Below are 14,066 nucleotides of genomic sequence, written 5' to 3' on the forward strand. Positions count from 1 at the left end.
TTAAAATGCTACATTAAGCCCCATCAAAATAGTTGGCTGAACCGGATAGTTCCATCCTCCAAAACCTGATCCTTTTACTCTATCGCCTTTGTCAGGATCTCCTCCTGCAACTTCAGGATCAACACCATCGTATTTGGTCCATGTCCATAAATTTTGTCCTGATAATGAGATTCTGAGTTTATCTAAACCAAATTTGTTGTAGAATGAATATCCAACCTGAAGGTTTTTCATACGTACAAACGAACCATCTTCAACATACAGAGAAGAGAATTTGGTAAAGTTTTCGTTGTTATCATCTTTAGACAAACGAGGAACACGGTTTGAAGTTCCCTCACCATGCCACGCCATTTGTTCTAATCCGCTTACTTTGTTAGTGAGGCTTGCTCCGTTGTATAAATCCTTAATGTTTTCGTTTACGATTTCGTTTCCAATACTTGAATAGAAGTTGGCTACTAAATCAAATTGTTTGTAAGCAAAATTCAAGTTCAGACCTACGTTATAATCAGCCCATGGAGAACCAATTTTTGCACGGTCTTTTTCGTCTATTTTTCCGTCACCGTTTACATCTTTAAAACGAACATCTCCCACCTGAGCATAAGGCTGTAATTTTGTTCCGTGCTCGTCTGTATGTGAATTCAATTGTGTTTGATTTTGGAATAAACCGTCAGCCACATATCCGTAAAAGAATCCAGGTTCTTCACCTTTTATCGTCAAGGTTCTGCTTCCTGATCCGTAAAGTCTTTCTCCTTCAGATGATAATGACAACATTTCTACGTTTACTGTTGTAAAAGTTACATCAACCCCGTAAGAGAAATCCCCTTTTTTATCTTTATAAGAAAGCAATAAATCAATACCGCTTGATTGCATAGAACCTACATTTGACCAGATAGTTGAATTATCCGGGAAACCACTGTAAGTTGGAAATTGTTTCAAGAACAACATATCCTTTGTTTTCTTTTGATAATATTCTAACGATCCTGATAGTTTGTTTTTCCATAATCCGAAATCAAGTCCAAAACTGATATCTTCTACCGTTTCCCATTTAATGTCTTTATTGGCCATTGATGATGGGAATGAAGTATCGCCCACTACATCGCCAATAGGATAAAACCCTTGACCAATGTTTGATTGATAAACAGCTGTTGGCAAACCTTGATTTCCTACTTTACCCCAACCTGCTCTAAATCTTAAATCGCTTAAAACATCTTTTGTAGACTCCATAAATCCTTCGTTTAGAATTCTCCATGAAACAGATGCCGATGGGAAATTAGCCCATTTGTTGTTCGTCATGAATTTAGAAGAACCATCACGTCTGAATGTTCCTGTAAAATAATACTTACTGTCATAGTTGTACGAAAAACGAGAGATATACGACATTAAAGAACTTGACCAGCTGTTACCACCGCTATTACGGTTTTTGGTTGCAGCATTTAATTCTCTCATGGCATCAGTATTGTTAGGCACGCCTTCTCCGTAACCCCAAAGATCTTTACCATTGTATTCTTCCATAGTATTGCCCACCATTAAAGAGAAATTATGCTTTTCTGCAAATGCTCTTGAATAGGTAATGGTATTTTGCCATGTCCAGTCAACATTTGTTGTATTCCATCTTTCGATCGTGTTAATCTCTGCTTTTTCGTGTGCAGCATCAATTACGAAATCCGGTGTAAATTTGCTTCTTACTTTATCTCCTACTTCTACAGAAGCCTGAGTACGAATTACCAAACCTTTTATTGGCGTATATTGCAAGTAACCGTTTGTATTTAAGTTGTACTGATCTGTAAAATCATCATAACGTTTTACAGATGCAACAGGGTTCCAAACATAAGAAGGAGAACGTGCAAAAATGCTGTATTCATTTTCTAATCCTGTCAATTGATCTGCTGGTTTGTACACTGGGGTAATAGGATCAATTTTATCAAAATCAGCCCAGTTTCCAGGAGCTCCGTAAGTTTCGTAACGAGGATTTAAAGTAATTCCGGCAGAGAATTTATCCGAGAATTTAAAATCGTTATTGATTCTCATCGTGATTCTTTCCCATCCTCCTACTTCATAAATAGATTCTGAGTTATAGTAGTTTAAACTAATAGCATAAGTATGTTTATCAGAACCTCCGCTTACTCCCAAAGAAGCATTCGTTACAGGCGCTCCGGACTTAATTCCTGCTTTCCACCAATCAGTCGTTTTTCCCTGGTATTGAGATGGATTTGGCAAATAATCTGCATAACCAGAGTTGTTGTAGGCTTTGTTCATAATAGTAGCATAACCAACAGCATCTGACATATTATAAGGATTGTTCATCATCTGAATCCCTGAACTCATATCAAAATTGAATCTTGTCTGACCGCTTTTACCTTTTTTGGTCGTGATCAGGATAACTCCGTTGGAAGCTCGAGAACCATAAATGGCACTCGCAGAAGCATCTTTTAAAACCTCCATCGATTCAATCTCGTTATTACTTAAAAAGTTGATGCTGGTTCCCATCGGGATTCCGTCAACTACATAAAGCGGATCTGTGTTTAAGTTTACCGTAGAGATACCACGAATTAAAACCCTTGGCTGAGCGCCAGGACCACCCTGACCAGTAACCTGGACTCCGGCAACTTTACCCTGCAAAGATTCCGCAACGTTACCCACTGTCATGGTTTGTAATTCTTTTCCTTTTATAGAAGAAATCGAACTGGTAACATCGCTCTTTTTTACCGCGGCGTAACCCACCACAACAATCTCGTCTAAAACCTGACTGGATTCTTCAAGCGTTACATTGAGAACGGTTTGCTCTCCCACCGTGATTGTTTTATTGGCAAAGCCAATGAACGAAAACTCGATCTGGGCATTTTTATTGGGAACAGAAATCGTAAAATTCCCATCAAAATCTGTAGCCGCTGTACTAGCAGTTCCTTTTACCAATAAGTTTACTCCCGGAATGGGCACATTGCCTTTATCCTTAACGCTTCCTTTTACTGTTATTTGACCAAATGTCGCAGCACTGCACAACATGGTGATAAACAACCATATAAATCTATATTTCATATTAAGATATTTTTTAATTAAATGTTATAGCCAGAGTATAACCTACTATTTTTTAGTAACAAAAAGTCTTTCCAATTCGGTATCCAGCACTACTTTGTAAACTCCCGGAGCTGCAGGATATTTAGCATTTCCGTTTTCTCCCGGCGACATTGTAGCAATACCGTTTTTAATTAACCTCCATGATGGATTCCACCACTGACCTGTGAAAGTTGCCTCCATAGTTCCTGTCAGGGTATACTCTCCTACTAATTGGTAAGGGTTATTTGGGTTATTGGCTAAGTGCAATCCTGTTTGAACCCAAGCCGTCCAGGTATCCCAGTCAGCACCTTGAATTCCTGATCCGCAAACACTCACAAAAGGTTTTCTTTTTGCTTCCTCATCATGCCATAATCCGTTGGCTACATCTGCCCAGACTTTGCTTGAAGGCGTATATTTAGTGGCAGTATATTTTAAAGTATTTGGATTTACTTTTATTACATAATATCCTTTTGTAGGTAAGATAATTGGTGTCGAAGCCACATCATCTGCCAATTCTCCTGAAGTATTTAAGCCAAAACAATGTGGCGCAAAACCAGATTCCTGACCTAAGAAATAAATTTCTTTATTGTCTTTATCTGCATAATATTTGAATTCGAAATCTTGTCCGTTTTTGTCATGGAAATACATCGGAACTCCAACAGCATCAGTGGTAAGATTTGTTCCTTTTGGCTGATCGCATAAGTAGATGGCCGGATACTCATTTGTAGCAATAACATTTACATTTAATGTTCCGGTATTTGGAATCGCAAATTTGTCTTTTGCCGTAATTGTTAAAGTGTAATTATCAGCCGTTACCGGTAAAGTGTAGGTTTTATTAAAAGTATACGACTGAGGTGATCCTGTTAATTGAACTGTTTCGTCGATACCCAATGCAGCACACTGAATTTGAATAAAATCGATTCCTGAATCGTCATTCACAACAAAATTTACCGGCATTTGATTGCTTGTCGACAATAAAATAACGCCTCCTTCTTTTGGAGTTATCATAGTTATGGATGGCGCAGCAAATTCTCCGTCAAGACGTAAGTTAATGTCTTGATCAATTGCGTTGCCTGAAACATCGGTAATGGTTAATTTTATTTTGAAAGCTTCAGAGGTTCCTCTATTGGCAGGAACTTCAAAAAAATAACTCAAATCGTATGATTTAAGTAAGGGATCAGTTGCAAAAGCAATGACTTTATCGAGTGATAATTCAGGGATTTGAATTCTCACGCTTTTTAATCCTAAATCGTCAGCCAAAGCGGCTTTAATTTCAAATTTCCTGCTTGGTGCTCCGTAAATTTCCTTTGTCGAAACAACAACAGTAGGATTATCAGAACTTGGAAAATCAGATTCGTTATTTTGACATCCTGTAAAGAGAACAGCAAAAACAGCAAGAAAAAATAAAAATACATTTTTTTTCATTTGATTTTTAAGGTTAGGTTAGTTAGGTATTGTAAAGTGATAGTTTAAAAAATTCTGTAGGTTAATTTGTCAGGATATTGTTGCTACTATTTTTTTAGGGGAAAAACAGAAGAACAAAAATTCATTATGTGGTTATTTTCATATTATTGGGTTTGGTTAATTGTTAGCTACTTTTTTTCTTTTTTCTTTATATACTTCTCGTCTTAATAAGACAACTTCTTACGGGTCTAATTGTACAATTAAACTTTATTTTACCCCGCAGCTTTCACTGCGGGTTTGATAAGTAAACATGTAAAACCAACTCTTACTATCTTATTTCAAGGAAGGCTCAATTCCTTTAAACAGATCAAAAAACTTATCGTAAAATAAACACTTATATTATACACAGTAATTCAACTAACAGATTACTATAAGTGCAAAGAAATGTATAATCAACACTTTTAAGGAGGGGTAAAATGGAAAAAAAAGGAGGTCAAAATTGCAATTAACTATTATTTTGGATTAAAAATTAAGGACTATGAAAAAATACCAGTGTATTTTTGAATTATATGTAATTAGTAAATAAAATGATGTTTTACAGCTAAAACGTTTGCGTTTTTTTTTGACAATAAGATATCAACTCAAGATTTATCATTTTGCCGGAGGAGAAATCTCCACGAGAAGCTCTACAAAAATTAGACTTTCGTTGCAGAGTTACTTGCGAGGATTTCTCTCTTCGGTCGAAATGACAAGTTTGAGCTTAAAAATCTATTTAATAACATTAAGATCTGAGTTGAAAGAACTCTTGTACTTTTTGATGTATTCAGAAGGCGTCATTCCGAAGAGTTTTACAAATTGCTGTCTGAAATATTTAGGGTCTTCAAAACCTACTTCGGCACTTGCCTGGGTAATATTGATATCTTCGGTAAGCATTAACATAGCCGCTCTTCGAATTCGAACCGAACGGATAAAAGCATTTAGGGTCTGGCCTGAAATGATTTTAATTTTCGTGTACAATGTTCGATGACTCATTCCCATCTCAAGGGCAAAGTTTTTTATTGTAAAATCTCTTTTATGAATATTGGCCTCGACAATCTCAATACACTTTTTGAGAATTTCCTGATATTCCTGCGGTACTTTCTGGGTATTCTCTTTGAGCGTGATACTATCTAAGAAATAGGTGCGCAAATTGCTGCGGTTTCGCAGCAACGATTCTACGCGCGCAACGAGAATATCATCATCAAAAGGTTTGGTGATATAATCATCGGCTCCGTCATTGATTCCCTGCAGATGGGTTTCGGGATTTTTTGATGCTGTTAGTAAAATAACCGGAATGTGAGACAAAGCGTCATTTTCTTTTATTTTTCGGCACAATTCCAAACCATCCATTTCTTCCATCGTGATATCACTAATCACCAGGTCAGGCATGTGTTTCTTGGTCAGTTTTAGACCTTCTTCCCCATTTTCTGCGCTGTAAACCATATAGGATTCTGAAAATAATTTGATCAGATAAGCTCTTATTTCGACATTATCATCAATAATCAAAACCGTGCGTTTATCGGTAAGCATGATTTTTTGGAAATCACTTTCTGAAACTGGGGGATTCGCAGCATTATTCTCCTGACCATCATCTATAATAAGTTCATCAAACAGCTGGCTTCTTTTTGGGATTTCATTTGTAATTTCTACATTATCAAAATGGCTGTCTCCTTTTAGAAATGTGAGTTTAAAAGTACTTCCTTTTCCTATTTCACTGCTACAACTTACGGTTCCTTTGTGTTTGTCGACAAAATGTTTGACGATATAAAGTCCGATTCCGAAACCCGTTCCAATGGATACCTTTGATTTTATTTGTTTGAATTTTTCGAAAATCACTTCAATATCTTTGGCTTCGATTCCGTCTCCGCTATCGGAAATTTCTAAGTGAACCTGGTGATCGCTTTCTGTAAGTTTAAGATTGATTTCTCCGCCAATTGGAGTGTATTTAAAAGCATTTGACATTAAATTGAACAGCGAAATTTCAATTTTTTCATAATCGCCAATGATCACAATTTCATGATCGGGAATACCAAAATTGTATCGAATACTTTTATCTTTTGCCTGATTGACAAAACATTGGTACACTTCATTACAAAGATTATTCACATTTATAGGAGATAATCTGAGCGAATCTGCATCGTTCTCTGCTTTCCTGAAAAGCAACAACTGATCGACCAGACTCAAAAGTCTTCTGGCGTTTCTGTGTGCAATGGCCAAATCACTTCCCGAAGATCCGTTTTGTACACTTTCTTTCTGCACTGCTTTTTTAAGTGGATTTATAATCAGCGAAAGCGGTGTTCTAAACTCATGCGAAATATAGGTAAACATCGAGGATTGTTTCTCGGCAATTTCCTTTTCTTTCTTGCTTTCCAGTTCAGCAATTTTGACTTTATACTTTAGTTTTTCTTTGTTTTTATTGTATTGCAAATAGGCAAAAATAGCACCAATACCTGCCAGTAAATACAAGGCGTATGCCCACCAGGTTCTATACCATGGCGGTAAAACTTCAATAGTAATCAAGCTTACTTCTTTGTTCCAGCCGCCTTTAAAATTGGTTGTTTTTACTTTAAAAACATATTTTCCCTCGGTTAATCGGGCATAATTGGCTTTTCGGGCCTGACCCACATAATTCCATTGTTCGTCCCAGCCTTCTAAATAATAGGCGTAATTTATTTTGTCGGCATTGTTATAATCCAAAGCTACAAACTCGAGTGATAATGTGGTTTGATCATACGGAAGGCTTACTTGCTTGATCTTACCATTCTCCCATTCCAGGTCGTTTTTACTCTCTTCAATAGGTAAATTGTTGACATAAAAATCAGACAGCAGTAAGTTGTTTTTTTGATTGAATCCTTTTATGGCTTCGGGAAAAAAGGCATTAAAACCGTTTATTCCTCCAAACAAAAATTCTCCTGTAGATAATTTAAGGCCGGCATTAAAACTAAACTGATTGCTTTGCAAACCATCATTGACAGAAAAATTACGGAATGTTTTTCTCTTTTTATCGTATCTGCAAATACCGTTGTAGGTACTCATCCAGAGATTGCCTTCTTTATCTTCGAGTAATCTTAAAACCGTGTTAGAAGGTAAACCATCATCTGTGGTTAGTCTTTTAAAAGTGTTTGTTTTTCGGTCAAACAACAACAAACCACCTTCCTGGGTTCCCAGCCAGAGGTTTTTATCCTTGTCTTCGTGAATGCATCTTACGGGATTTCCAATGGTAATTTTATTGATTTTTCGGGTTGCTTTTTCGATAGAAAATAAAGAACTATAATTTCCAGCCCAAAGTTTTCCGTCGCTGGTTTCGGTCATGCATTGCAAATTGGTAACCGAGGGATCAAAAAGTGTGAAACTGTTTTTTATCCTGTCTAAAAAATACAAAGCGCCCTCATTTGTACCACTTGCCCAGATATTGGCTTTTGAATCTTTGTAAACAAACCAAATATTCTTCTCGATTTGTCTGGTGTACGGATTGTAACAGGAATATGGCGTAACCGAATTGGTTTTTGGGTTAATTTTATTTACGCCTCCCGCCCAGGTCGAAAGCCAGATTTCGTTGTTATTGTCGCGTACAATTCCGGTAATAAATTTGCTGGAAAGTTTGCCTGTGTAATTGGTATAAGTATTGTTTTTCCTGTCCCAATATTTTAGACCTGCACCATCTGTACCGACCCAAACATTGTTTTTTTCGTCTTCGCAAAAAGACAGGATAAAGTTTTCGACAAGATCTTTTGAATTGTATTTGACGCTTTTAAAATATTTAGGTGTATTACTGAGCATGCTTATTCCACCTCGCAAAGAACCAAACCATTTGTTGCCTGATTTATCTTCGTACAAACTCCAAACCGAATTACTTTTGGCAACCTGATTTTCTTTTATTGCATTTGCCGCAATAGCTTTTTTACTCTTACCAATGACTTTATAAATTCCAGAACCGTCTGTGGTAATCCAGATTTCATTTTTTTTATCTAAGAGAAGATCGGTAACGCTGCTTTTGGTGGAAAAGTAATTCTCAGACAGCGCGCCGGATTTCGTATTAAAGAGAAACAAACCCTCATCAGTTCCTAACCATAAATTTCCCTCGCCAGCCAATTTCATTGCTTTGACTTCTATAGAAAGCGGGAAAACGACTTTTAAATTTTTAGAGGTATAACTATAACTGCAAACTCCTACATTCCTGATATAAATCCAGCTACGTTTATTTTTTTTATCATCCTGAATCGCAATTGCGTCATAATTATTGACAGTGATTCTGTTTCCCGGAACATTTAAGGCAATGTGTTTCCCAACAAAAGATCCATTTTCGAAAGCAATTAAACCTAAGTTTTGAGAAGCTACTAAAACCAAATTATCCGAAACAGAACGCATCTGGTGAATAATATCTTTTAAAACCTCAGGCTTTTTACCCGATACAGTATATTGTACATTATGAAATGTGGCTGTGGTTTTATTGTAAATGCAAATACCATTGGAACCGCCGACCCAAATATTTTTTTTAGAGTCTCCCTCAATATTATAAATCGTATTGAACAACAATGATTTTTTATCGTTGATTCGGTTACGGAAAACTTTAAAGTTATAGCCGTCATAACGATTGAGTCCGTCGTAAGTCCCAAACCACATATAGCCGTCACTATCCTGAAAAATAGTAGTTACGGAATTGTTAGACAATCCATCAGAAATATCAAGAAATTTTACAGGATTGTCCTGTGCATAACTCATTGGAGAAAACCCCATTAGCAATGTAAAAAGCAAAACTAAATACTTCAAAATAAAAGGTGTTTTTTTGATTTTGTGTAAATAGTACAATTATAAGCTAAATTTCTATATATATCATAAAAATATAGTTATAAAAATCACTTTCATCCCAGTGTTTATAGGATTTTACCTTGATCTTAATTTTTAATAAAATAATCCCTACGTGAAAAAAAGTTGATGCTACGAACGTACCAAGACACAAAGATTCTCTATTGCTCTGCGTAAAATAAAAAATGCCACAAAGGCACAAAGACACAAAGGTTTTTAATTGGTTAGTACTTAAGAAGGAAGGCCACGAAGGCACAAAGACACTAAGATTCTTTATTGCTTTGGGTAAAATAAAAAATGCCACGAAGGCACCAAGTCACAAAGCTTTCAATCATTTATAAATTATAAAAAAAACTTTGCGTCTTAGCGTCTTGGTGGCAAAACTTTATAAAAAACTTCGTGTCTTAGCGCCTTCGTGGCAAAAAACTTTTAACCGCACTTAGACGAACCGCAATCGCTGCAAGTAAGACAACCTTCCTGATAAATAAGATTATCTGAGTTGCAATTGCTGCATTTTTGTCCGCGTACTTCTGTTCCGTCTACGATGTAGCGTTTCAGGGCGCGCGATACGCCATTTTTCCAGGTATTTATAGATTCGCTGTCTAGTTGTAAACTGCTAATTAAATCTACTACTTTATCAATAGGCATTCCGTGTCTTAGGGTACTTGAAATTAGTTTGGCATAATTCCAATATTCTGGATTAAATTTATGCGAAAGTCCTTCGATCGTAGTTTTGTATCCTCTTGTATTTTTATATTGAAAATCGTAACGGGTATTTCCGTCTTCATTTTTATTTTTGATAATCAAGCCTTCAGAAACCCAACGCGGAATCAAAATACCATCTTGATCATCTACCAAACCAGTAAAAATTTCATACGGTTTGCCATCTAATAATCCGATAAAAGCGATCCATTTGTCTTTACTGTTTTGAAAACGCACTACATCGGCTTCTAATATTTGCGGACGTTTGGTTGTAAAAGTACTGGAATGCGTTTCAGTAGGTTCTTCTTTCTTTTCTGTATTTGAAATTAAAACTCCTGAACGTGAACCATCACGATACACAGTAACACCTTTACATCCGGCTTCCCAAGCTTCCATATACAGTTTGTTCACCATTTCCTCTGGTGTTTCGTTGGGTACATTTATGGTTACTGAAATGGAATGATCCACCCATTTCTGGATTTTTCCCTGCATTTTTACTTTATTCAGCCAATCGATATCATTACTGGTAGCTTTGTAATACGGCGATTTTTCGACCAATACATCAATTTCTTCCTCACTGTAGTTTTTAGAAGTATCGTATCCGTTGATCAGCATCCATTCTTTGAATCGGTGATGAAACACCACATATTCTTCCCAACTATCTCCTAATTCATCTACAAAATCAACTCTGGCGTCCTTATCATTTGGATTTACTTTTCTTCTTCGTTTATAAACCGGGAGAAAAACTGGCTCAATACCAGATGTAGTTTGCGTCATTAAACTTGTAGTTCCCGTTGGTGCGATTGTCAATAATGCAATATTACGACGGCCGTATTTTTGCATTTGGTTATATAATTCTGCATCGGATTTTTTTAATCGAAGTAAAAACGGATTGTTCTTCTCTCTTTTAGCATCATAAATAGCAAACATTCCGCGTTCTTTTGCCAGATTTACTGATCCGCGGTAGGCTTCCAATGCAAGGGTTTCATGAATTTTTTCAGCAAATAAAATACCTTCGTCGCTTCCGTAACGTAAACCTAATGCTGCCAGCATATCTCCTTCGGCAGTGATTCCAATTCCGGTACGACGGCCTTCATTGGCTTTATGTTTGATGTTTAACCAAAGATTTTTCTCTACCATTTTTACCTCATCACTTTCCGGATCCTGATTGATTTTTTCTAAAATAGCGTCAATTTTTTCCAGTTCAAGATCAATAATATCATCCATTATTCTTTGAGCTGCGGCTACATGTTTTTTGAAAAGTTCAAAATCAAAAGAGGCCACTTTCGTGAAAGGCTGAATGACATACGAAAAAAGGTTTATTGCCAATAAACGACAAGAATCATAAGCACAAAGCGGGATCTCGCCACACGGATTCGTAGATAAGGTTTTGTATCCTAAATCAGCATAACAGTCCGGCAAAGATTCGTTGATAATAGTGTCCCAGAATAAAATTCCAGGTTCTGCTGATTTCCAGGCATTGTGAATGATTTTGTCCCAAAGTTCTTTTGCTTTTATTACTTTAGAATACAACGGTTTATCGCTAAAAATAGGATATTTCTGTTCGTATAAAGCATCGTCTTTTACTGCTTTCATAAAAATATCATCAATTCTCACCGAAACATTGGCACCGGTTACTTTTCCCTGTTCCATTTTGGCATCAATAAAATCGGCAGCATCGGGATGATTTACAGAAACCGAAAGCATCAAAGCGCCTCGACGGCCATCCTGAGCCACTTCGCGAGTTGAGTTTGAATAACGCTCCATAAAAGGAACCAATCCTGTAGAGGTTAAAGCAGAATTTCTAACCGGAGAGCCTTTTGGTCGAACATGCGACAAATCATGTCCCACTCCTCCTCTTCGCTTCATTAACTGAACTTGTTCCTGATCGGTTTTCATGATTCCACCATACGAGTCTGAGTTATCATTACCAATTACAAAACAATTCGACAATGACGCCACCTGAAACGGATTTCCTATTCCGGTCATTGGACTTCCCTGAGGCACGAGATATTTAAAATCTTTAATGAGATTAAAAACTTCTTTTTCGCTAAGCGGATTTGCATACCGACTTTCGATTCGCGCAATTTCTGACGCAATACGATGGTGCATATCATTGGGTGATTTTTCGAAAATATTACCCTGAGAATCTTTAAGAGCATACTTGCTTACCCAAACTGTTGCCGCAAGACTATCTCCTTTAAAATATTCTAAAGAAGTCTGAATTGCTTCATCCTGAGTGTAAATAATTGTTTCCTTTTTTGCAGCTAATAATTCATCCATGATTATGATATTTTTGACGTTTTTTATGAGTGTTAAATTTAGAACCAAATAAGCTCTAAAAAAAATTAGATTAAAAAAGTTTACAAAAAACAGTACATAATAAATTGATAACAAGCATGTTAAAAATTTATAAACACCAAAAAGTTAACAAATAAATGTATTTATAACTCACAATTAACAAAAAATATGACAAAAATCATTGAATGATAATAATCGCACTAATACGTTAAATAAAAACATAAATCGATAATTTCTCTTACTTATTTTGAATGATTGATTTTTAACCAAGGATTTTAGCAAAGCACAACTTTGTTTTAAAAATTAACCACAATTAAATAATAAAAAAATACCCTCGAAAAGTAGTTAACTTTTTGAGGGTATTTTCAAATTTATCTGAAAGGATTTTATTTATTGCTCACCACAATGGGTACTACTTTTTTATTCTTCTTTTCTAAAATGCTTCTCCAGACTACCATCAATAAAGCTAAAATTCCAAAGGCCATTCCTGCCCAAGGAATATTATTAATCGCGCTATGAGAAATAATCCATCCTCCGACGGCTGTACCCAGAAATACGCCCAGATTCCCAAAAGAAGTAGCCAGACTATTGGCAAACTCTAAAGATTTTGGCGCTGCTGAAATCATATAGGCCGAAGCATTTAAAAAACAGGGCGCATAAAAAAATCCCCAAATGATAATGACAATTACAGTTGTCCAAATGCTATCTCCTGAATAGACCAATATTACAGGAATAATGATGGTTCCGGAAAGAAAAAAAGCAATTGTATTTGTGATGCTTTTAGTGAGCATTTTTCCGGCAAGCCAATTAGAAAAAACGCCGACAACACCAAATAGAAGTAACATATAACTTATAGTTGCCATATCTAATTTTCTTGTTTTTACTAAATAATCGGCAAAATAACTGTAGGTAGAAAACCAGGATGCGATCATAAAAAAATTCATTGCAGTACTTAATATAAAGGGACTGTCTTTTAAAATTCTGATCTGACTTCCATATGATTTTTTCTCCGGTATGTCCCCGGATGGCATTGTTTTAAAAATAGCCACTAATGCTAAAGTACTAACAATTGTCTGAATATAAAACGAAACCTGCCAGCTAAAAATACTAGCCAGATAGGTTGCAAATGGCACGGTTGTAACCATTGCCAATGCAATTCCGCCAAGAACGATTCCCATTAATTGATTCTCCTGACTTTTTTTTCCAGATGCTACGGCAGCTGCAATTGCTGTAGCAATATAAACCGGTTGCAGAAATGCAGGCAACATTCGAACGATCATCAAAAGCCAAAAAGGTGGAGAGAATGCAGAAACAATTGTAGAAAAGAAAAAGATAAAAATAGTCACAAGCATAATCTTTTTTCTGTCAAAACCCGAAAGCAGTAAGGTCATAAACGGGCCTGTAAGTGCAATAACCAACGCAAAAGCACTTAATAAGTAAGCTGCTTTATCAATCGTAATTCCATAATAAACGGCAATTTGTGGCAAGATTCCAATTATCCCAAATTCTGTCGTTATAATGCCAATCATTCCCAAACAGCCAACGTATGCGATTTTTTTATTTAGCTTCATTACTTTTAGAATTAAGTGATGAATAAATGGCATTTTTGATGGCTTGTCCCTGACTGGGTATTCTGGTGAGTGCAATTGCCATAATAAGTACCAATGAGTATGTAAACATGTTTATAAAAATTTTGAATTAGAATTGCAAAATTACTGCGAGTGCTATATTTTTACACTATTCACGTCCCATTGTGGGGTACT

Annotated in this window: 6 protein-coding genes; all 6 read right to left on the bottom strand. The window is 36.1% G+C overall.

What is annotated here, in order from left to right; genetic code table 11:
• Entirely contained in the window at nt 1–3,033 is a 3,033-nt protein-coding gene (locus tag IRZ78_RS09225; protein ID WP_194616246.1) for a TonB-dependent receptor, read from the bottom strand.
• Nucleotides 3,034–3,078: 45 nt separating this feature from the next.
• Nucleotides 3,079–4,476, bottom strand: a complete 1,398-nt coding sequence (locus IRZ78_RS09230; RefSeq protein ID WP_194616247.1) for a hypothetical protein — start codon at nt 4,474–4,476, stop codon at nt 3,079–3,081.
• 747 nt (nt 4,477–5,223) lie between these two features.
• Nucleotides 5,224–9,264 carry a hybrid sensor histidine kinase/response regulator transcription factor gene (locus tag IRZ78_RS09235; protein ID WP_228520420.1) on the bottom strand — a complete coding sequence of 1,347 codons (4,041 nt, stop codon included), beginning with the start codon at nt 9,262–9,264 and terminating at the stop codon, nt 5,224–5,226.
• Nucleotides 9,265–9,729: 465 nt separating this feature from the next.
• The gene (locus tag IRZ78_RS09240) at nt 9,730–12,285 is read right to left on the bottom strand and encodes an adenosylcobalamin-dependent ribonucleoside-diphosphate reductase (protein WP_194616248.1); all 2,556 of its coding nucleotides are present in this window, start codon (nt 12,283–12,285) and stop codon (nt 9,730–9,732) included.
• 404 nt (nt 12,286–12,689) lie between these two features.
• On the bottom strand, nt 12,690–13,874 hold the full coding sequence (locus IRZ78_RS09245; protein WP_194616249.1) for an MFS transporter: 1,185 nt from the start codon (nt 13,872–13,874) through the stop codon (nt 12,690–12,692).
• A complete protein-coding gene (locus IRZ78_RS26310) occupies nt 13,861–13,983 on the bottom strand; it encodes a hypothetical protein (protein WP_255552160.1) in 123 nt (40 codons plus the stop codon). Before IRZ78_RS26310 ends, IRZ78_RS09245 begins: the two co-directional genes overlap by 14 nt.
• Between the last annotated feature and the right edge of the window lie 83 nt (nt 13,984–14,066).

It is taken from the genome of Flavobacterium sp. CSZ, from assembly GCF_015350725.1.
Taxonomy (GTDB): domain Bacteria; phylum Bacteroidota; class Bacteroidia; order Flavobacteriales; family Flavobacteriaceae; genus Flavobacterium.